19 protein-coding genes and 1 other annotated feature are annotated in these 20,603 nt (G+C 51.9%); of the genes, 6 read left to right on the forward strand and 13 right to left on the reverse strand.

The genetic code is table 11. The features are described from left to right. Positions 1-30: 30 nt before the first annotated feature. The 4 genes from nhaR to dnaK form a co-directional block, all read right to left on the reverse strand. Positions 31-930 (reverse strand): transcriptional activator NhaR, encoded by a 900-nt coding sequence (gene nhaR, locus OGV89_RS15415; RefSeq protein WP_003018949.1) that lies wholly within the window; start codon positions 928-930, stop codon positions 31-33. Between the two features lie 38 nt (positions 931-968). Beyond that, the gene (nhaA, locus tag OGV89_RS15420; RefSeq protein ID WP_003018952.1) at positions 969-2,135 is read right to left on the reverse strand and encodes a Na+/H+ antiporter NhaA; all 1,167 of its coding nucleotides are present in this window, start codon (positions 2,133-2,135) and stop codon (positions 969-971) included. 206 nt (positions 2,136-2,341) lie between these two features. Beyond that, entirely contained in the window at positions 2,342-3,475 is a 1,134-nt protein-coding gene (dnaJ, locus tag OGV89_RS15425) for a molecular chaperone DnaJ (RefSeq protein WP_003837322.1), read from the reverse strand. A gap of 85 nt (positions 3,476-3,560) precedes the next feature. Then, entirely contained in the window at positions 3,561-5,483 is a 1,923-nt protein-coding gene (dnaK, locus tag OGV89_RS15430; RefSeq protein WP_003018959.1) for a molecular chaperone DnaK, read from the reverse strand. A gap of 383 nt (positions 5,484-5,866) precedes the next feature. Here dnaK and OGV89_RS15435 point away from each other — a divergent pair, with 383 nt between their 5' ends. From OGV89_RS15435 to satP, 3 genes are all read left to right on the forward strand, one after another. Then, positions 5,867-6,271, forward strand: a complete 405-nt coding sequence (locus OGV89_RS15435; RefSeq protein WP_003018965.1) for a DUF2541 family protein — start codon at positions 5,867-5,869, stop codon at positions 6,269-6,271. Between the two features lie 33 nt (positions 6,272-6,304). Beyond that, a complete protein-coding gene (gene msyB, locus OGV89_RS15440) occupies positions 6,305-7,018 on the forward strand; it encodes an acidic protein MsyB (protein WP_003837316.1) in 714 nt (237 codons plus the stop codon). Positions 7,019-7,166: 148 nt separating this feature from the next. After that, the gene (satP, locus tag OGV89_RS15445) at positions 7,167-7,733 is read left to right on the forward strand and encodes an acetate uptake transporter (protein WP_003018969.1); all 567 of its coding nucleotides are present in this window, start codon (positions 7,167-7,169) and stop codon (positions 7,731-7,733) included. 34 nt (positions 7,734-7,767) lie between these two features. On the opposite strand, the gene OGV89_RS15450 is transcribed toward satP, so the two are convergent. The 3 genes from OGV89_RS15450 to tal all read right to left on the reverse strand — a co-directional run bounded on the left by OGV89_RS15450 (position 7,768) and on the right by tal (position 10,851). After that, entirely contained in the window at positions 7,768-9,075 is a 1,308-nt protein-coding gene (locus OGV89_RS15450) for an MFS transporter (RefSeq protein WP_003837314.1), read from the reverse strand. A 124-nt stretch (positions 9,076-9,199) separates the two neighbouring features. Further along, the gene (mog, locus tag OGV89_RS15455; RefSeq protein ID WP_003837312.1) at positions 9,200-9,787 is read right to left on the reverse strand and encodes a molybdopterin adenylyltransferase; all 588 of its coding nucleotides are present in this window, start codon (positions 9,785-9,787) and stop codon (positions 9,200-9,202) included. A gap of 110 nt (positions 9,788-9,897) precedes the next feature. Beyond that, complete coding sequence (gene tal / locus OGV89_RS15460) at positions 9,898-10,851, reverse strand: transaldolase (protein WP_003018974.1); 954 nt, start codon at positions 10,849-10,851, stop codon at positions 9,898-9,900. A gap of 274 nt (positions 10,852-11,125) precedes the next feature. Between tal and OGV89_RS15465 the strand changes: the two genes are divergently transcribed. Both OGV89_RS15465 and yaaA read left to right on the forward strand, forming a co-directional pair. After that, positions 11,126-12,556 carry an alanine/glycine:cation symporter family protein gene (locus tag OGV89_RS15465; protein ID WP_286558890.1) on the forward strand — a complete coding sequence of 477 codons (1,431 nt, stop codon included), beginning with the start codon at positions 11,126-11,128 and terminating at the stop codon, positions 12,554-12,556. Between the two features lie 77 nt (positions 12,557-12,633). Further along, a complete protein-coding gene (gene yaaA / locus OGV89_RS15470) occupies positions 12,634-13,407 on the forward strand; it encodes a peroxide stress protein YaaA (protein WP_061549254.1) in 774 nt (257 codons plus the stop codon). A gap of 84 nt (positions 13,408-13,491) precedes the next feature. On the opposite strand, the gene thrC is transcribed toward yaaA, so the two are convergent. The 6 genes from thrC to yjjY form a co-directional block, all read right to left on the reverse strand. Continuing rightward, on the reverse strand, positions 13,492-14,778 hold the full coding sequence (gene thrC, locus OGV89_RS15475) for a threonine synthase (protein WP_003018980.1): 1,287 nt from the start codon (positions 14,776-14,778) through the stop codon (positions 13,492-13,494). Positions 14,779-14,781: 3 nt separating this feature from the next. Continuing rightward, entirely contained in the window at positions 14,782-15,711 is a 930-nt protein-coding gene (gene thrB, locus OGV89_RS15480; protein ID WP_003018982.1) for a homoserine kinase, read from the reverse strand. A gap of 1 nt (position 15,712) precedes the next feature. Continuing rightward, entirely contained in the window at positions 15,713-18,175 is a 2,463-nt protein-coding gene (gene thrA / locus OGV89_RS15485; protein ID WP_048233942.1) for a bifunctional aspartate kinase/homoserine dehydrogenase I, read from the reverse strand. 23 nt (positions 18,176-18,198) lie between these two features. Beyond that, positions 18,199-18,325: a sequence feature (Thr leader region), on the reverse strand. Continuing rightward, entirely contained in the window at positions 18,255-18,320 is a 66-nt protein-coding gene (thrL, locus tag OGV89_RS15490; protein ID WP_032337689.1) for a thr operon leader peptide, read from the reverse strand. Its footprint overlaps the feature before it by 66 nt. A 206-nt stretch (positions 18,326-18,531) precedes the next feature. Continuing rightward, a complete protein-coding gene (locus tag OGV89_RS15495) occupies positions 18,532-19,218 on the reverse strand; it encodes a tRNA/rRNA methyltransferase (RefSeq protein WP_003018988.1) in 687 nt (228 codons plus the stop codon). 398 nt (positions 19,219-19,616) lie between these two features. Beyond that, a complete protein-coding gene (gene yjjY, locus OGV89_RS15500; RefSeq protein WP_042998021.1) occupies positions 19,617-19,757 on the reverse strand; it encodes a YjjY family protein in 141 nt (46 codons plus the stop codon). 95 nt (positions 19,758-19,852) lie between these two features. Between yjjY and arcA the strand changes: the two genes are divergently transcribed. Beyond that, on the forward strand, positions 19,853-20,569 hold the full coding sequence (gene arcA, locus OGV89_RS15505; protein WP_001194359.1) for a two-component system response regulator ArcA: 717 nt from the start codon (positions 19,853-19,855) through the stop codon (positions 20,567-20,569). The last annotated feature ends 34 nt before the right edge of the window (positions 20,570-20,603 follow it).

The raw sequence follows: 20,603 nt of genomic DNA on the forward strand, positions 1-20,603 counted from the left end.
AGTACACCGCAGCCGGCAACATGAAGGCGTTTAGACCTGTGGCGACTTGAACAGTGCTGAGTAGTCCGCATTGCAAATACGCTGCACCGCCGGATGCTGGATCATCCTTTCCGCAAATATGGCGTGATACTCCTCCATCACATTCTCTACGCGTCCAATTTCAACAATAGAATCATCGGCATAGAAATTGTGTGAATACAGAGTAGGCGCAACGAAAATGGCATTATGCGTTGCGCCAAACGCTTTCATCAGCGCAGCATCATCAAACTCGCCGAGGATTTCGACATTCAATCCTTGTGAGTTAATCCAGTTCAGCAGCTTACGTCCAAGCATCGAACGACGACCTGGGATCAGTAATCGACGCTCCTCAAGGCAGGCCGGGAAGGGTTTTTCAGGCAGCGGTTTGGTGCACCAAAAACTCACGCTGCATTCGCCTATCCGCACTGAGAACAGCCCTTCCTGCTGCGTAGAGTCGATCGGGCAGTCGGAGATAATCATATCCAGCTTATGCTGACTGAGTTGATCCAACAGCATCTCATGTGTTGACTCAAAACAACGCAGATGGATTTGTTCATCTTCAACCACAGCGGCATCAAGCACGCTACTGACCAGCTGCTTCGATAGCGCATCCGCCACGCCGACATCAAACAGTAAATTAGACTCTTTGCGGTAGTTCACGATATCCAGCATTTCCTGGCTTAAGGTGAACATCTTATCCGCATAACGAAAAACCAATTCGCCTAACTCACTAGGCTCCAGTCCACGCCCCTTGCGCTTGAACAGCTTTCCCTGCAAACGTTCCTCAAGCGCTTTAATCTGTCCGGTAATGGTTTGCGGCGTCAGATAAAGCGCTTCTGCAGCGCCAACCACCGAACCTTCTTTATAGACATGCCAAAAGTAGTACAGGTGGTTGTAGTTTATATGAGACATACTCTCTCCCTGAAAATTGTCACGAAAGGGCTATCCCGTCAGGCTGACGCGTTCAACCGGGTGCGTAACCAGCAGTAACCAATTACCGCCGACAGTAAGGAGCCAATCAGGATCCCCAGTTTCGCCCAGTTAATCAGCTCAGGATCGACGTTCCCAAACGCCAGGCTGGCGATAAAAATCGACATCGTAAAGCCAATGCCGCACAGAATGCCGACCGCCATAATCTGCTGGAAATTCGTTCCCTCTGGCAATTGCGCCACCTTGAGGCGTAACGCCAGCCAGCAAAACAGACTGATACCCAACGGTTTACCGATCAACAAACCAGCAATGATCCCCAGCGGTAACACCGAGGTCAGTCCATCAATAGTAACGCCCTGCAGTGAAACGCCCGCGTTGGCGAAGGCAAACAGTGGCAGGATCAGGTATGCCACCCATGGATGCAGAACATGCTCCAGTCGCTTCGCCGGTGAACGCCCGTGTTTTTCCTTTAACGGAATGAAGAAACCGACGATCACGCCAGCCAGCGTCGCATGCACGCCGGACTTCAGTACCGCAGTCCATAGCACCACGCCCACCAGAATATAAATCCCGGTACGTCTCACGCCACACAGATTCAATGCCGCCAGAACGAGGATCGCGCACGCGGCAACCCCCAGCGACAACAGCGAGAGATCGCTGGTATAGAACAGCGCGATAATTACGATAGCACCGAGGTCATCGATAATCGCCAGCGCCATCAGGAATATTTTCAACGCCAGCGGTACACGGCTGCCCAACAGCGCCAGCACGCCTAATGCAAAAGCGATATCCGTTGCCGCCGGGATCGCCCACCCTTCACGGGTGATGGGATCGGCATAGTTGAATGCCAGGTACAGCAGCGCCGGGACAATCATGCCCCCGATAGCGGCAATGATCGGAAACGCTGCCTGACGCAGGCTGGCCAGCGAGCCTTGCATCAACTCGCGCTTCACCTCCAGACCAATCAACAGGAAGAACACCGCCATCAAAGCGTCGTTGATCCACAGCAGCATATTTTTGTTGATCTCAAGCGCGCCAACCCGCAGTTGAACGGGCGTTTCCAAAAAGGCGTGGTACCATCCACTGGTTACCCCGATGTTTGCCATCAGCATAGCGACCACGGCAGCGATGATCAGAATGATGCCCCCCGAGGCGTCACTACTAAAAAAACGATGCAGATGTTTCACTTTTATTCTCTCTATTGGGTGAATACTTCGTAAATACTATCTTACACCCTCAAAAAGCTCGTTAAAATTAGATTATTTGTGATTGATAGATCGGTTTTTACGACCTATTCAGATAAAGTCGATAAAGATTTTCCGAGCGGAAAACAGAAATAAAAAAGCCTGAGGCTTTTCAGTCCCAGGCTTTTTATTCGAGATAAAACGGCGAATTAGCGAGTCAGATCGTCAAAGAACTTCTTCACACCGTCGAAGAAACTTTTGGAGCGCGGACTGTTTTGTTCACCCGTCGGGCCGCCAAAGCTGTCCTGCAAATCTTTCAGCAGTTGCTTCTGCTTGTCGTTCAGGCCAACCGGGGTTTCCACTACCACGCGGCACAGCAGGTCTCCCTGAGCGCCACCGCGTACAGACTTGACGCCCTTTCCACGCATGCGGAAAAGTTTGCCAGTTTGCGTTTCGCCCGGAATTTTTAGCTTCACGCGACCGTCCAGCGTCGGGACTTCAATCTCGCCGCCCAGAGCAGCCATCGCAAAGTTAATCGGCACTTCGCAGTAGAGGTTATTGCCTTCACGTTCGAAAATTGGGTGTTGTTTTACCTGCACCTGAACGTACAAATCACCTGCTGGCGCGCCATGCTCACCGGCTTCGCCTTCACCAGACAAACGGATACGGTCGCCGGTATCAACCCCAGCCGGGATTTTAACAGACAGCGTTTTGCTCTTCTCAACGCGACCATGCCCGTGGCATTTGTTGCACGGATCTTTGATCAGCGTACCGCGGCCCTGACAGTGTGGACAGGTCTGCTGTACGGCAAAAAAGCCCTGACGCATCTGTACCTGACCAGAACCGTGACAGGTTGGACAGGTCTGCGGCTGAGTGCCCGCCTTCGCGCCGCTACCGTGGCAGACGTCACACTCTTCCAGAGTCGGAATACGGATCTCTTTGGTGACGCCACGCACGGCTTCTTCCAGAGTGAGATCCATGTTGTAACGTAAATCAGCACCACGTGAGGCGCGCTGACGACCACGACCGCCGCCAAAGATATCGCCAAACACGTCACCAAAGATATCGCTGAAGTCAGCCCCGCCGCCAAAACCGCCGCCGCCGCCCATGCCGCCTTGCTCAAACGCAGCATGACCGTACTGATCGTAGGCCGCACGTTTTTGCGCATCGGTCAGGATCTCGTACGCTTCTTTGATCTCTTTAAACTTGGCTTCGGCCTCTTTATCACCCTGGTTGCGGTCCGGGTGATATTTCATGGCCAGGCGCTTGTAGGCCTTTTTGATTTCACGCTCTTCCGCTGATTTGGAAACGCCTAAAATCTCGTAATAGTCTTGCTTAGCCATCTCTTTTTATCTGCCCCTAACATGCGTGCACGGGCGGAGAGGAAACCTCTTCGCCCGTGCCAGTAATTACCCGTTCAAAGGGCGATTATTTTTTGTCTTTCACTTCTTCAAACTCGGCGTCGACAACGTCGTCATCTTTCGCGTTATTTGCAGAAGCATCAGCGCCTGCTGCACCAGCCTGTTGCTGTGCGTGCTGCTGCTGAGCGATTTCCATCAGTTTCTGGGAAACCTGTGCCAGCGCCTGCATTTTCGCTTCGATATCCGCTTTGTCTTCACCTTTCAGAGAAGTTTCCAGCGCGGTCAGTGCAGACTCGATGGCAGTTTTGTCGTCAGCCGGCAGTTTGTCGCCTGCTTCTTCAACCTGCTTGCGAGTGCTGTGCAGCAGATGGTCACCCTGGTTACGGGTCTGAACCAGCTCTTCAAACTTACGGTCAGATTCTGCGTTCGCTTCTGCTTCGCGAACCATTTTCTGAATTTCTTCTTCGTTCAGACCAGAAGAAGCCTTGATGGTGATCTTCTGCTCTTTACCGCTGTTTTTGTCTTTCGCGGAAACGTGCAGGATACCGTCGGCATCGATGTCAAAAGTAACTTCGATCTGCGGCATACCGCGCGGAGCCGGGCTGATACCATCCAGGTTAAACTGACCCAGATCTTTGTTATCAGCAGCGCGTTTACGTTCACCCTGCAGCACGTGGATGGTTACCGCAGACTGGTTGTCTTCAGCGGTAGAGAACACCTGGCTGTGCTTGGTCGGGATAGTGGTGTTTTTCGCGATCAGCGGAGTCATTACGCCACCCATGGTTTCGATACCCAGAGACAGCGGGGTAACGTCCAGCAGCAGCACGTCTTTAACATCACCGGTCAATACACCACCCTGAACAGCAGCACCGATTGCTACGGCTTCGTCCGGGTTAACGTCTTTACGCGGTTCTTTACCGAAGAACTCAGCGACTTTCTTCTGCACCATCGGCATACGCGTCTGACCACCAACGAGGATAACGTCGTTGATATCAGATACGGACAGGCCAGCATCCTGCAGAGCAACTTTCAGCGGCTCGATAGAACGGTTAACCAGGTCTTCAACCAGGCTTTCCAGTTTCGCACGGGTCACTTTGATGTTCATGTGTTTCGGACCGGTCGCGTCTGCAGTGATGTACGGCAGGTTCACGTCGGTCTGCTGAGCCGAAGACAGCTCGATCTTCGCTTTCTCAGCGGCTTCTTTCAGACGCTGCATCGCCAGCGGGTCATTACGCAGGTCGATACCCTGATCTTTCTTAAACTCGTCAACCAGGTAGTTGATCATACGGCTGTCGAAGTCTTCACCACCCAGGTGGGTATCACCGTTGGTTGCCAGAACTTCGAAGGTTTTTTCGCCGTCAACTTCGTCGATTTCGATAATAGAGATATCGAAAGTACCACCACCGAGGTCATATACCGCGATAGTACGGTTGCCGACTTCTTTATCCAGACCGTAAGCCAGCGCAGCTGCGGTTGGTTCGTTGATGATACGTTTTACTTCCAGACCTGCGATACGACCGGCGTCTTTAGTTGCCTGACGCTGAGCATCGTTAAAGTATGCAGGTACGGTGATAACTGCTTCAGTTACCGGCTCACCCAGGTAATCTTCAGCCGTTTTCTTCATTTTTTTCAGCACTTCAGCAGAAATCTGCGGCGGTGCCAGTTTCTGACCTTTTACGTCAATCCATGCATCACCGTTGTCAGCACCGATGATTTTGTACGGCATGATGGCTTCATCACGCTGTACTTCTTCGTCCTGGAAGCGGCGGCCAATCAGGCGTTTAATCGCAAACAGGGTGTTTTGCGGGTTTGTCACTGCCTGACGTTTAGCCGGCTGACCAACCAGAGTTTCACCATCCTGGGTATAAGCAATGATAGAAGGCGTGGTGCGATCGCCCTCGGCGTTCTCCAGCACACGTGCAGTAGTGCCATCCATAATCGCTACACAAGAGTTGGTAGTACCCAGGTCGATACCAATAATTTTACCCATCTAAACGTCTCCACTAAAAATTCGGTCATCATGTGGTTGTGAATCTGTAATAAGGGCGAAACGTGCGGTTTCAACTACCCTGAATCGTTTTTTTTCAGACTCACCACTGCGGTTGCTTACAAGATGGGGTCGTAACCCACGTCATCAAGGGGGGCATGAAAATTTTTTTTAGCCTTGTGGCAATAAAATCGCAGAAAAAAGGCTAAAAGATTAAAAAATGAATAGTCTCAAATCAAAATTAATTCATAAAACAGATAAATTCAGCACAACCATTCACATAAAAATTGTAATAAAAAGAAAAGATTACAAGCATGAATCATGATTCTGACAGCGGTAAGATGGTCTGAAACGACACACTTTTACAGCCGTCAAAGAGAAATTCCATGAAATCCGTATTAACCCTTTCCGCCAGCCTGCTTATGGGCCTGCTGCTAAGCAGCGCCGCACACGCTAACGATCATAAAGTCCTCGGCGTGATCGCCATGCCTCGTAATGAAACCAACGATCTAACGCTGAAACTTCCCGTTTGCCGCGTGGTGAAACGCATTCAACTTACGGCCGATCATGGTGATTTACAGCTCAGTGGTGCATCGGTTTATTTCAAAGCTGCCCGCATGTCCAGCCAGAGTCTGAACGTGCCTTCCTCCATCAAAGAAGGGCAAACGACCAATTGGATCAACATCAATAGCGACAACGACAATAAGCGCTGCGTGAAAAAAATTACCTTCTCCGGCCATACGGTGAACTCTTCTGATATGGCGACGCTGAAAATCATCGGCGACGACTAATTCCCCATACTTTTATTCAAAAGCCATAGAAACATGAATGTCACCTATTTGAATGACGACGATCTCGATTTTCTTCAGCATTGCAGTGAGGAGCAGCTCGCCAATATTACCCGCCTGCTTACACATAATGAAAAGGGGAAAGCCCGTCTGTCGAGCGTTCTCAACCACAACGATTTATTTAAATCGATGGAAGGACATCCGGAACAGCACCGCCGCAACTGGCAACTGATTGCTGGCGAACTGCAGCATTATGGGGGCGACAGCATTGCCAATAAACTCCGTGGACATGGAAAACTGTATCGGGCGATTTTGCTGGACGTTTCGAAGCGTCTGAAGATTAAAGCTGATAAAGAGATGTCCACGTTCGAAATTGAACAGTCTCTGCTGGAGCACTTTTTACGCAATGCCTGGCAAAAAATGGATGCCGGACAAAAGCAGGAATTTCTGCAGGCTGTCGATGCAAAAGTTTCTGAACTGGAAGAACTGCTACCGTTATTATTGAAGGATCGTCACCTGGCAAAAGGCGTCTCTCACCTGCTCTCCGGCCAGTTAACCAAAATTCTGCGAACCCACGCCGCCGTCAGCGTAATCGGGCACGGATTACTGCGCGGAGCCGGACTTGGCGGCCCGGTAGGTGCGGCTTTAAACGGGGTTAAAGCGGTGAGCGGCAGCGCTTATCGGGTGACGATCCCGGCTGTACTCCACATTGCCTGCCTGCGCAGAATGTTCAACCACGCACAAGCGTGATGCCCATCACAGGGAAAATAATTCGTTTTCCCTTCGTTAGATCATAGACAGTGCCCTCTCCCCTGATTATTATGCCGCGCCCCGAAGACAGTGATCGTTATTTGGGGAAACTATTTCACCATTCAATCAATGATGATTTTGAGGAATTATGGGCAACACTAAGTTGGCTAATCCGGCACCGCTGGGCCTGATGGGCTTTGGCATGACCACCATTCTGCTTAACCTGCATAACGCGGGTTTCTTCGCTTTAGACGTTATTATTCTGGCGATGGGCATTTTCTACGGCGGTATCGCGCAAATTTTTGCCGGTCTTCTGGAATATAAAAAAGGCAACACCTTCGGTTTAACCGCCTTTACCTCCTACGGTTCGTTCTGGCTGACGCTGGTTGCGATTCTGCTGATGCCGAAAATGGGCCTCGCGGATGCAACCAATGGTCAGTTCCTGGGCGCTTACCTGGGTCTGTGGGGCGTGTTCACTCTGTTCATGTTCTTCGGTACGCTGAAAGCCGCGCGCATGCTGCAGTTCGTGTTCCTGAGCCTGACAGTGCTGTTCGCCCTGCTGGCCGTTGGCAACATTGCAGGTAACGAAGCAATCATTCACGTAGCGGGTTGGGTTGGCTTAGTGTGTGGTGCAAGCGCCATTTACCTGGCGATGGGTGAAGTGCTGAACGAACAGTTTGGCCGTACCATCCTGCCGATTGGTGAAGCGCACTAATCTGACAATATCCCCCCTGAAGGGGGGATATTCCTTACAAACGCTGTAACTCTCCCTGTACGCTCGTATCGCGATGATAAATATCCTGTCGCAGCCAAATCCCCAGACCTAACCCCACCAGCGATAACGCCAGCACATACCAGGCCGGAGCCATTGGCGACACGCTCATTAACATCGTCACGGCGATTGGCGTCAGACCACCAAAAATGGCATATGAGACGTTATAGGAAAAGGAAATGCCGGTAAAACGGACTTCCGCCGGAAACGCCCGCACCATGACATAAGGCACTGCGCCGACCACGCCAACGCATAATCCCACCAGCCCGTATAACAGGAACAAGTGCTGAGGATGGCTGCCGGTCAGGTGATAGAAAAACCAGCTCGAACAGGCCAGCAGCAGGCTGCCGACAATAAAGGTTTTGCTGGCGCCGACCCGGTCGACAATAAATCCGGCCAGCAGACAGCCGACGCACAGCATAATGGTAGCGACACTGTTGGCCTGTAACGTTAGCGCGGGTGCAAAGCCATACTGCTTCTGCAGCCAGACTGGTGACATCAGGATCACCACCACAATCCCGGCCGATAACAGCCAGGTCAGCAGCATTGAAATAACCACCGCTTTTTTATGCTTACTCACCACCGACTTCACCGGTAGCTCTTGCGCAAGTGCTTTACGCTGCTGCATTTCGAGGAAGATGGGCGTTTCCTGCAACCAGCGACGCAGGTACATCGCCACCAGCCCAAAAACGCCCCCCAGCAGGAACGGGATACGCCAGCCGTAGTCATGCACCGCCTGTTGCGTCAGGTTGGTATTCACCAGCGTCGCAACCACCGACCCCAACAGAATCCCCACCGTCAGCCCGGCGGTCAGCGTGCCACAGGCAATGCCGATGCGGCGCTCCGGTACATGCTCCGCCACGAACACCCACGCGCCCGGCACTTCTCCGCCGATGGCAGCGCCTTGCAAAATGCGCATCAGCAGTAACAACAACGGTGCGAGGATCCCCATTGAGGCGTAGGTAGGCAAAAGACCAATCGCCAGCGTCGGTATCGCCATCAGCAAAATGCTCAGGGTGAACATTTTCTTACGCCCGACCAGATCGCCAAAGTGCGCCATGATGATGCCACCCAGCGGACGCGCCAGATATCCGGCGGCAAAAATGCCGAAGGTTTGCACCTGACGTAGCCACTCAGGAATGTCTGCCGGAAAGAAGAGTTCACCAACAACAGCGGCAAAGAAGACGAAGATAATGAAATCATAAAACTCAAGCGCGCCGCCGAGGGCAGCAAGCGTAAGAGTTTTATAATCCTGGCGATTCAGCGGTCGAGTGTGTTGTGACATAGCAAACCATCAGTCAGTGGAGTTATTGAATCTGTCTGTCGATATATGTAAAGCAAAAATTACTATATCGTAAACAATTCAATACTCCACTGTGATTGGCACTTATGTCACGATCGGGCTACTTTCAGCTGTTTGTATCGCGAATTGCGCTTTTAGGACGAAAAGATGCTACAACAGCCGGTGCGGTTTCCACATACGGCCCATCCAGCAACTGTATACAATACGGTACACTTGCAAAAATACCCGGTACGATAACCTTACCGTCGGCATCTTTCACGCCTTCCAGCGTTTCTTTGATCGATTTCGGCTGCCCAGGCAGATTCAGGATCAACGCCTGTTTGCGAATAACACCAACCTGGCGGGAGAGAATAGCCGTTGGCACAAAGTGCAGACTTATCTGGCGCATCTGTTCGCCAAAGCCTGGCATCTGGCGGTCAGCGACGGCAAGCGTAGCATCGGGGGTCACGTCGCGACGTGCCGGACCCGTTCCGCCGGTAGTCAGCACCAGATGACAGCTCATTTCATCAACCAGCTCGCATAAGGTCTGTTCGATGATCGCCTGTTCATCCGGGATCAGTCGCGTTTGCAGCTCAAAAGGGGTGGTAAGGGCAGATGCCAGCCACTCTTCAAGGGCCGGGATACCTTTATCCTGGTAAACGCCGCTGGAAGCACGGTCAGAAATGGAAACCAGGCCAATGCGTAAAGTATTCATGATTATTCCGTTTAAACAGTCTCGTTAAACAGAATGATACACTGCGAAAGGAAGGACAGACAGGTTTCAGAAGAGGTAGCGTGACCCATATCAGGGCCACGCTTAAATGATTACAGCAGATCGCCGATCATTTTTTCCAGTTTACCCTGGTCTACAGCAAACTTACGGATACCGTCCGCCAGTTTATCTACAGCCATCGGATCCTGGTTGTGCTGCCACAGGAACTCAGCTTCGGTGATGCGTGCAGGACGCGCTTTCACTTCGCCGGAGAAGGACAGTTTACGTTCGATAGCGCCTTCGCTTTCCGCCAGCTCTTTCAGCAGTGCCGGAGCAATCGTCAGACGATCGCAGCCTGCCAGCTCAATGATTTCGCCGATGTTACGGAAGCTCGCACCCATCACCACGGTTTCGTAACCGTGCTGTTTGTAGTACTCGTAGATTTCCGTTACGGAAACCACACCCGGATCTTCTGCCGGTGCATACTCTTTCTTGTCGGTGTTGGCTTTGTACCAGTCAAGAATACGACCAACGAACGGAGAAATCAGGTATACGCCAGCTTCTGCACATGCACGTGCCTGCGCGAAGGAGAACAGCAGAGTCAGGTTACAGTTGATGCCTTCTTTTTCCAGCTGCTCAGCGGCACGGATGCCCTGCCAGGTTGAAGCCAGTTTAATCAGAATGCGATCGTTGCTGATGCCAGCATCGTTGTACATCTTGATCAGACGTTTTGCTTTCGCGATGGACGCGTCGGTGTCGTAAGACAGACGAGCGTCAACTTCAGTAGAGATACGACCCGGGACCAGTTTCAGGATCTCCAGACCGATATTTACTGCCAGTTTGTCGGTCGCGTCGACGATCTGCTGTGCGCGGTCGTTGCTCTGCTGCTTAGCCCAGGCTACAGCGTCATCAATCAGCTTGCGGTATTCTGGGATCTGCGCTGCGTTAAGAATGAGAGAAGGGTTAGTTGTGGCATCCTGAGGCTGATACAGCTTCATTGCCGCGATGTCTCCGGTGTCGGCCACTACTGTGGTGAACTGACGAAGGGAGGTCAATTTGTCCGTCATGATAGCGATTCTCTTTAAACAGCTTGTTAGGGGGATGTAACCGATCTTCCCTGATGATAGCACGACGCACTCTCAGCGCAACCGCCTGGATTGTCCGACCCGCTGCTCAGCCCTGATTACGCATCTCAAAGCCTGTGATGCGCAATTGCGGGATATAACGATTGTTATGATAAACTCCCGCAATCACTCTCATGACAAGGTATACACTGGTCGATTATTGGTAGCGCTTACACGGAAATCTTCGCGCTTACCGGCATCAACAAGAGGGATGTTAATGCCTGATTTTTTCTCATTTATTAATGAAATACTCTGGGGATCGGTGATGATCTACCTCCTGCTTGGCGCAGGATGTTGGTTCACCTGGCGTACAGGGTTCGTGCAGTTCCGCTACATTCGCCAGTTTGGCACAAGTCTTAAAAACAGCATTAGCCCGCAGCCGGGCGGTTTAACTTCCTTTCAGGCTCTGTGCACCAGCCTTGCCGCGCGTATCGGTAGCGGGAACCTGGCCGGCGTAGCGTTGGCGATCGCCGCTGGCGGCCCTGGAGCCATTTTCTGGATGTGGGTCTCAGCGGTCATTGGTATGGCAACGTCATTCGCCGAGTGCTCACTTGCCCAACTGTATAAAGAACGCGATAGCAAAGGACAGTTCCGCGGTGGTCCTGCGTGGTATATGGCACGTGGTCTGGGCATGCGCTGGATGGGCGTCCTTTTTGCCATCTTTTTACTGATTGCCTATGGACTGATTTTTAACAGCGTTCAGGCGAACTCGGTCTCTCGTGCGTTGACCTTTGCTTTTGACATCCCTCCCCTCTTCTCCGGTATCGCACTGGCAATAGTGTCATTACTGGTCATCGTCGGCGGTATTAAAGGCGTCGCACGCCTGATGCAATGGTTCGTTCCGATGATGGCACTGCTGTGGGTTGGAAGTAGCATCATCATCTGTCTGTGGCATATCGGGCAGCTTCCCGACATTATCGTCACCATTATAAAAAGCGCCTTTGGCTGGCAGGAAGCAGCGGCGGGTGCGGCCGGATATACGCTAAGCCAGGCTATTGCCAACGGTTTTCAGCGCGGCATGTTTTCTAACGAAGCCGGAATGGGATCTACGCCGAATGCAGCCGCATCGGCCGCCTCCTGGCCACCGCATCCTGCGGCACAAGGCATTGTGCAAATGATTGGGGTATTAGGCGACACTCTCGTGGTCTGTACGGCTAGCGCGATGATTATTCTGTTGGCAGGCAATGGCACCAGCTATGTGCCAATGGAAGGCATCCAGTTACTTCAAAAAGCAATGGTAACGCTGACGGGAGAATGGGGAGCCGGATTCGTGGCTTTTATTGTGATTCTGTTTGCCTTTAGCTCGATCGTCGCCAACTACATCTATGCGGAGAACAATCTCGTCTTTCTGAAACTGGACAATATGCGCGTCATCTGGCTATTGCGAATCGCTACCATTAGCACCATTATCGGCGGAACGTTTGTCAGCTTCCCGCTGGTCTGGCAGTTGGCCGATATCATTATGGCTTGTATGGCCATTACTAACCTGACAGCGATTCTGCTGCTTTCTCCGGTTGTCCATACCATCGCCAGCGACTATCTGCGCCAGCGTAAACTCGGGGTGCGCCCGGAATTCGATCCGCACCGTTATCCTGATATCAGACAACAGCTTGCCCCCGAAAGCTGGGATGAAACGCCGCGCAGATAGCGCGGCAATCACAACCATCGATCAAATCTGTCGTTTTTTTTGCTAAAGTCGCAGTAAATTTCCTGCAAGGACTGGATATGCTGATTCTGATTTCACCTGCAAAAACGCTCGACTACCAAAGTCCGCTGGCAACAACACGCCATACGCTACCCGAACTGCTGGATCACTCTCAGCAGCTTATCCATGTGGCGCGCCAGCTCTCTGCGCCGCAGATTGGCAAGCTGATGGGAATTAGCGACAAACTGGCGGATTTGAATGCCACGCGTTTCCATGACTGGCAGCCTGACTTCACGCCGGACAATGCGCGCCAGGCCATTCTGGCATTTAAGGGCGACGTGTATACCGGGCTGCAGGCTGAAACCTTCAGCGAGGCGGATTTCGACTTCGCTCAGCAGCATTTAAGGATGTTGTCCGGACTGTACGGCGTTCTACGTCCGCTGGATTTGATGCAGCCTTATCGTCTGGAGATGGGCATTCGTTTGGCCAATGCGAAGGGTAAAGATCTCTACCAGTTCTGGGGAGATATCATCACCGATAAACTTAATGAAGCACTTGAAGCACAAGGCGACAGCGTGGTGATTAATCTCGCTTCGGATGAGTATTTTAAATCCGTGAAGCCGAAAAAGCTCAATGCCGAGCTGATTAAACCAGTCTTCCTAGACGAGAAAAACGGCAAGTTCAAAGTCATCAGCTTTTATGCCAAGAAAGCGCGCGGCCTGATGAGCCGCTACATCATTGAGAACCGCTTAACGCAGCCGGAACAGCTGATCGCATTTAACAGCGAAGGCTATTTCTTTGATGAAGAAGCGTCAGGAAACGGCGAACTGGTGTTTAAACGCCACGAGCAATAATTTACATGCCGGATGACGGCTAACGCCTTATCCGGCCTACAGGTTTTGTAGGCCCGCTAAGCAAAGCGCCAGCGGGCACCACCGTTAACTGCGGGTCATCATCAGCTTACGCAGTTGCGCAAAATCAGCAGGCAGGTGATGAGAAAGCAGCGGCAAGTCCGCGCGTTCCGCCAGCTCTTTTGGCAACGCCAGCGTCAGATCAAGAATCTCTTCAACGCTTTCTTTAAACTTCGCCGGATGCGCAGTACCAAGGAACAGGCCGTACTCGCCAGGGTTCAGTTGGTCACGCAGCGCACGGTAAGCCACCGCCGCATGCGGTTCTGAGGTGTAGCCTATCTCATGTAACTCACGCATGGTGTCCTGAGTCGTGGCATCATCAACGGCGGCATAACCCAGCTCATTCAGACGCCAGATTTTACGGCGGAACAGTTCTTCCACGCGCGGCCAGTTGTTCGGCTGGCTGACATCCATCGCATTCGATAACGTCGCCTGAGTCGCTTTCGGCGCCCACTCACCTTCAGCAAGGAAACGCGGAACCGTATCGTTAACGTTAGTCGCCGCGATAAAACGCTTCACCGGCAAGCCCAGTGATTTCGCCAGCAGCCCGGCGGTCAGATCGCCAAAGTTACCGCTGGGAACAGAAATCACCAGCTGATTCCGCGCCTCTTGCGGTAGCTGAGCCACAGCCTCAAAGTAGTAACAGATTTGCGCCAGCAGACGGCTGATGTTAATTGAATTAGCCGAGTTCAGTCCCAGAGCCACCTTCAGCTCTTCGTCATCAAACGCCTGTTTCACCAGCGCCTGGCAGGCATCAAAATCGCCATCAATCGCTACAGTTTCAATGTTACCGCCCAGCGTACAGAACAGTTTTTCCTGTAATGGGCTGATCTTGCCGTTCGGGTAGAGGATCACCACGCGCACATTTTTCAGGCCATAAAAGGCATGTGCAACCGCCGCGCCGGTATCACCTGAGGTCGCCGTCAGAATGGTTACCGGCTTGTCGCCGCTGATGTGCGTCAGCATTTGCGCCATAAAGCGCCCGCCAAAGTCTTTAAATGCAAGCGTAGGGCCGTGGAACAGTTCCAGACAGCCGACATCTGCGGCAACCTGAGCAACCGGTGCCGGAAAAGCAAATGCAGCACGCACGCGTTTTTCCAGAATTTCCTGAGGGATCTCATCACCAATAAATGCGGACAGGATCTTCGCGCTGCGGCTAACGAAGTCCTGGTTCAGCATCTCATCCACTTCTGTCAGATTGAATTCCGGTAGATCGTGCGGAAAAAACAATCCCTGATTCTTGCCAAGCCCTTGCGTGACGGCCTGCGCAAAGCTGACCTGCTCGTTATGATCTTTCAGATTATACAGTTTCATTGATTATCCCAGTACCCGTGCGCCCGCCGTGTCCAGCCGGCAAATATGAACAAAGCCTTCCTGATTTTGCAGGTAATTTTTACTCAGCCAATCTGCTACGCGCTGCGCCGTATCCGGCTTATCGCACAAGGCGAACAGCGTCGGCCCTGACCCGGAGATCCCGCTGGCCAGCGCGCCAATTTCTGTTACCGCCTGACGCGCCTGACTAAAGCCTGGTAGCAAGCGGGTACGATACGGCTCAGCAATGACGTCCTTCATCAGCTTCGCGGCAAGCCCAGGCTGACGGGAATAGCAGGCATGGATAAATCCAGCCAGATGTCGCCCGTGGGCGATACAGTCCTGACGGCGATACTGCGCAGGTAGAATCGCCCGCGCTTCTGCCGTCGACACTTTAATCCCCGGATACGCCAGTACCCATAGCCACTCATCAAAGCCTGGCACCTGCTGGCTGATAATGCCGTTTTCTTCGATCATTAACTGCATGCCGCCCAAAAAGCACGGGGCAACATTATCGTAATGAATACTGCCGGAGATACGCCCTTCCAGCTCGCCCATTATCGCCAACAGGCGCGTATCGTTGAGCGGCTTACCGCAGTGTTCGTTCATAGCGACTAACGCCGCCACGACGGAACAGGCGCTGGAGCCTAACCCGGAGCCAATCGGCATATTTTTTTCCAGCGTCATCGCCACCGGAACCGTTTTACCCAGCTCCTGGCAGAATCGCTCCCAACACTGATAGACAATATTTTCGCGCGGCTCTGACGGCAGCTTGTTGGCAAAGCGCCCAAGGTTGTTCAGGCTGAACTGATCAGCCGCCTCAACGGACACCACATCGCCCAACAGCGAACCGTCCACCGGAGTTACCGCCGCACCGAGCACATCAAACCCGACGCTCATATTGGCACTGGAAGCCGGGGCATAAACTCTCACCATGTCAGACTCCTAACTTCCATGAAAGGGTGCGTAGCAGGTCGGCAAAGACGCCCGCTGCCGTCACGTCGTTACCCGCGCCATATCCGCGCAGAACCAATGGTAACGGCTGATAGTAGTGGCTATAGAATGCCAGCGCGTTCTCACCGTTTTTCACTTTAAACAGCGGATCGTTGCCGTCTACTGCATCAATTTTCACGCGACAAACGCCGTCCTCTTCGATATTGCCAACATAACGCAATACTTTTCCCTCATCACGGGCTTTCGCCACGCGCGCGGCAAAGACGTCATCCAGCTGTGGCAATTTCGCCATAAACGCGGATACATCACCGGAATCATCAAACTCTTTTGGCAGAACTGGCTCAATGACCACGTCTGAAAGCTCCAGCTCACGACCTGTCTCACGGGCGAGGATCAGCAGCTTACGTGCCACATCCATGCCGGAAAGATCGTCACGCGGATCGGGCTCGGTATAGCCCATCTCACGCGCCATGGTGGTGGCTTGCGAGAAGCTCATGCCTTCATCCAGCTTGCCGAAAATAAACGACAGCGAGCCGGAAAGAATACCGGAGAAACGCTGCAATTCATCACCTGCGCTGAGCAGGTTTTGCAGGTTTTCAATTACCGGCAAGCCTGCGCCCACGTTGGTGTCGTAGAGGAATTTACGCCTGGACTTCGCGGCGGCAAAACGCAGCTGATGGTAGTAATCCATCGACGAGGTGTTGGCCTTTTTGTTCGGCGTAACCACATGGAAGCCTTCGCGCAGGAAATCAGCATACTGATCCGCCACCGCCTGGCTTGACGTACAGTCGACAATCACCGGATTAAGCAGATGATATTCTTTCACCAGGCGAATTAAGCGCCCAAGGTTGAATGGCTCTTTCGCGCTTTCCAGCTCCGCCTGCCAGTTCTCCAGATTCAGTCCATGGACGTTGGTCAACAGGGCCTTCGAGTTCGCCACGCCGCACACGCGCAGATCGATATGCTTCTTTTTGAGCCAGGTTTGCTGACGTTTAAGCTGCTCCAGTAGCGCACCGCCCACGCCGCCTACGCCAATCACAAACACTTCAATCACCTGGTCGGTGTTGAACAGCATTTGATGGGTCACGCGAACGCCGGTGGTCGCGTCGTCGTTGTTCACCACCACTGAAATAGAACGCTCAGACGAACCCTGGGCGATCGCCACGATATTGATGTTCGCGCGAGCCAATGCGGCAAAGAATTTCGCCGAAATGCCACGCAGAGTACGCATACCATCGCCAACAACAGAGATGATAGCCAGACGCTCAGTCACCGCCAGCGGCTCCAGCAGGCCTTCTTTCAGTTCGAGGTAGAATTCATCCTGCATGGCGCGTTGCGCACGCGCGCAGTCGCCCTGCGGGACGCAGAAGCTGATGCTGTATTCGGAAGAGGATTGGGTGATCAGCACTACCGAAATGCCCGCACGCGACATTGCGGCAAAAACGCGTGCCGCCATACCCACCATGCCTTTCATTCCTGGGCCAGAAACGCTAAACATCGCCATGTTATTGAGATTAGAAATACCTTTTACCGGCAAATCGTCGTCATCACTGCTGGCGCCAATCAACGTGCCAGGCGCTTGTGGATTGCCGGTATTTTTAATCAGGCAAGGGATCTGGAACTGGGCAATAGGGGTAATGGTGCGCGGGTGCAGCACTTTGGCGCCGAAGTAAGAAAGCTCCATCGCTTCCTGATAAGACATCGACTTCAGCAGTCGGGCGTCGGGTACCTGGCGCGGATCGCAAGTATATACGCCGTCAACATCGGTCCAGATCTCACAACAATCCGCGCGCAAACAGGCGGCCAGTACGGCGGCAGAGTAGTCGGAGCCATTACGCCCCAGCACCACTAACTCACCTTTCTCATTCCCGGCGGTAAATCCGGCCATCAAAATCATGTGGTCCGCAGGAATACGGCTGGCGGCAATGCGGCGCGTAGATTCGGCGATATCAACGGTAGATTCGAGGTAATGGCCGACTGCCAGCAATTTCTCCACCGGATCGATGACCGTCACGTTGTGCCCGCGCGCTTCCAGCAGGCCTGCCATGATGGCGATCGACATTTTTTCGCCACGGCAGATAAGCGCGGCATTGATGCTGTCCGGGCACTGTCCCAACAGGCTGATGCCATGCAGGACGTGTTTAATCTGGGCAAACTCTTGTTCAACAAAGGCTTTGAGCGGGGCCAACGGAAAACCCGGCTGCGCGGCGGCCAAACCCACCAATAGCTCAGAGAAAATACGTTCGGCGTCGCTGATATTGGCTAAAGCATCCTGACCACCGATGGTCTTCTCAATCATCGCCACCAGATGGTTGGTAATTTTTGCGGGGGCAGAGAGCACGGTCGCGACCTGCCCCTGTCTGGCATTGCTTTCCAGAATATCGGCAACCCGCAGAAAGCGCTCTGCATTTGCCACTGATGTACCGCCGAACTTCAACACTCGCATGGTTTACCTCATTGCCTTTGGTCGAAAAAAAAGCCCGCACTGTTTAGGTGCGGGCTTTTTCTTGTGTTTCCTGTACGCGTCAGCCCGCACCGTTACCTGTGGTAATGGTGATGGTTGTGGTAATAGTGATGCTGATGCGTTTCATGATGTTGTGTGCTCTGTAATTATTATCTGTCTGTCTTGTATTCTTTTAGGGTTAAAGTATCTGCTGACCTAAGTCAATAAATTTTTAAATTGATCACATTCCGAAACTTGTTCATGAGCGACTGCTTGCCCTTTTACTTTCAACCAATACAGCATGTCTCGCCCACTTGAAACCAGAGTAAAACACTTCACAACAAACATTGATCAACACTTTATTTTGTTAGATTTTTTTCTATATCATGTAAAAAACGGTGCAACATTGCCGTGTCTCGCTGCTCTAACAGACCCATTCGCTGTTGCAGCCAGTCCGTCAACTTAATGTCGTCAGAAACGTTCAGCGTGGCTAATAAACGCAAAACACGTTCGCGCAATGCCTGTAGCTGATGCTCATCCGTCATCTCAATGTTTCTGGCCGGTTGTTGTATTAAACCTGCTAATTGATAGCAATACACCATCACCGCCTGCCCCAAATTGAGTGATGGATAGTCAGCCACCATCGGTACCCCGGTGAGGACATCCGCCAGAGCCAATTCTTCGTTGGTCAGCCCCGAATCTTCACGACCAAAAACCAGCGCGGCGTGATCCATCCACGTTGATTTTTCCTGCAACAGGGGAACCAGTTCGACCGGCGTAGCGTAATAATGAAACTTCGCGCGGCTGCGCGCCGTGGTCGCGACGGTAAAATCCACGTCGTGAAGCGCCTCGGCTAACGTTGGAAAAACGTTAATATTATCAATAATATCACCCGAGCCATGCGCAACCCATCGCGTGGCAGGTTCCAGGTGGGCCTCGCTGTCAACGATCCGCAACTGGGTGAATCCCATGGTCTTCATCGCACGGGCTGCCGCACCAATATTTTCCGCTCTGGCGGGGGCAACCAGAATAATTGTTAAACGCATTTCGATACTCTTTTGGCCTATGTGCAGGTAATAATGTGACGTGCATCAACATATTACGCAGCGCGAATTTACATATTTTTAACAGAAATCACTGAAAAAGCATTTCGCATCCGGTAAAAAATGCTAAACTATTTCCAGGCTGAACTATTGCCCTTTATGTTAACAAAAGTTGCATATCCTTCTGTTTATCCATGATAATTTAATTTAAAATGGATCGCATTGGTTGGATTCATTACATTTATTAATTAGCGCGTGCAACTAGTTGTAATATTGCAATTTTGTGATGAAAGCAAACATTTGGATACGTTGATTTCATCAAACTGTTAACGTGCTACAATTGAACTTGATATATGTCAACGAAGCGTAGTTTTATTGGGTGTCCGGCATGTCTTAGCCTGTTATGTTGCTGTTAAAATGGTTAGGATGACAGCCGTTTTTGACACTGTCGGGTCCAGAGGGAAACTACCCACGACCAAGCTAATGATGTTGTTGACGTTGATGGAAAGTGCATCAAGAACGCAATTACGTACTTTAGTCATGTTACGCCGATCATGTTAATTTACGGCATGCATCAGGCAGGTCAGGGACTTTTGTACTTCCTGTTTCGATTTAGTTGGCAATTTAGGTAGCAAACATGCAGACCCCGCACATTCTTATCGTTGAAGACGAGTTAGTAACACGCAACACGTTGAAAAGCATTTTCGAAGCAGAAGGCTATGATGTATTCGAAGCGACAGATGGCGCGGAAATGCATCAGATTCTCTCTGAATATGACATCAACCTTGTGATTATGGATATCAATCTGCCTGGGAAAAATGGCCTCCTGTTAGCGCGCGAACTCCGCGAACAAGCTAACGTTGCGCTGATGTTCCTGACGGGCCGTGATAACGAAGTCGATAAAATTCTCGGCCTCGAAATCGGCGCAGACGATTACATCACCAAGCCGTTTAACCCGCGCGAACTGACTATCCGTGCTCGTAACCTGCTGTCGCGTACCATGAACCTGGGTACCGTCAGCGAAGAACGCCGTAGCGTCGAGAGCTACAAGTTCAATGGCTGGGAGCTGGACATCAACAGCCGCTCTCTGATTGGTCCTGATGGCGAGCAGTATAAACTGCCACGCAGCGAATTCCGCGCCATGCTTCACTTCTGTGAGAATCCGGGCAAAATCCAGTCTCGCGCAGAACTGCTGAAAAAAATGACCGGTCGCGAACTGAAGCCGCATGACCGTACCGTTGACGTGACTATCCGCCGCATTCGTAAACATTTCGAATCAACGCCGGATACGCCAGAAATCATCGCCACCATTCACGGTGAAGGCTACCGTTTCTGCGGCGACCTGCAGGATTAATTCGATCCTCACAGGTAAAAAAACGGCGCAATAT

Source organism: Citrobacter sp. Cf125 (genome assembly GCF_030333935.1).
Lineage (GTDB): Bacteria > Pseudomonadota > Gammaproteobacteria > Enterobacterales > Enterobacteriaceae > Citrobacter > Citrobacter freundii.

Coding starts and splice junctions, on each gene's coding strand:
- dnaK (WP_003018959.1), bottom strand. CDS start 5,483: ATGGGTAAAATTATTGGTATCGACCTGGGTACTACCAACTCTTGTGTA.
- OGV89_RS15450 (WP_003837314.1), bottom strand. CDS start 9,075: ATGTCACAACACACTCGACCGCTGAATCGCCAGGATTATAAAACTCTT.
- yaaA (WP_061549254.1), top strand. CDS start 12,634: ATGCTGATTCTGATTTCACCTGCAAAAACGCTCGACTACCAAAGTCCG.
- OGV89_RS15495 (WP_003018988.1), bottom strand. CDS start 19,218: ATGCGTTTAACAATTATTCTGGTTGCCCCCGCCAGAGCGGAAAATATT.
- arcA (WP_001194359.1), top strand. CDS start 19,853: ATGCAGACCCCGCACATTCTTATCGTTGAAGACGAGTTAGTAACACGC.
- OGV89_RS15465 (WP_286558890.1), top strand. CDS start 11,126: ATGCCTGATTTTTTCTCATTTATTAATGAAATACTCTGGGGATCGGTG.
- dnaJ (WP_003837322.1), bottom strand. CDS start 3,475: ATGGCTAAGCAAGACTATTACGAGATTTTAGGCGTTTCCAAATCAGCG.
- mog (WP_003837312.1), bottom strand. CDS start 9,787: ATGAATACTTTACGCATTGGCCTGGTTTCCATTTCTGACCGTGCTTCC.
- satP (WP_003018969.1), top strand. CDS start 7,167: ATGGGCAACACTAAGTTGGCTAATCCGGCACCGCTGGGCCTGATGGGC.
- tal (WP_003018974.1), bottom strand. CDS start 10,851: ATGACGGACAAATTGACCTCCCTTCGTCAGTTCACCACAGTAGTGGCC.
- thrB (WP_003018982.1), bottom strand. CDS start 15,711: ATGGTGAGAGTTTATGCCCCGGCTTCCAGTGCCAATATGAGCGTCGGG.
- OGV89_RS15435 (WP_003018965.1), top strand. CDS start 5,867: ATGAAATCCGTATTAACCCTTTCCGCCAGCCTGCTTATGGGCCTGCTG.
- thrC (WP_003018980.1), bottom strand. CDS start 14,778: ATGAAACTGTATAATCTGAAAGATCATAACGAGCAGGTCAGCTTTGCG.
- thrA (WP_048233942.1), bottom strand. CDS start 18,175: ATGCGAGTGTTGAAGTTCGGCGGTACATCAGTGGCAAATGCAGAGCGC.
- yjjY (WP_042998021.1), bottom strand. CDS start 19,757: ATGACTAAAGTACGTAATTGCGTTCTTGATGCACTTTCCATCAACGTC.
- msyB (WP_003837316.1), top strand. CDS start 6,305: ATGAATGTCACCTATTTGAATGACGACGATCTCGATTTTCTTCAGCAT.
- nhaR (WP_003018949.1), bottom strand. CDS start 930: ATGTCTCATATAAACTACAACCACCTGTACTACTTTTGGCATGTCTAT.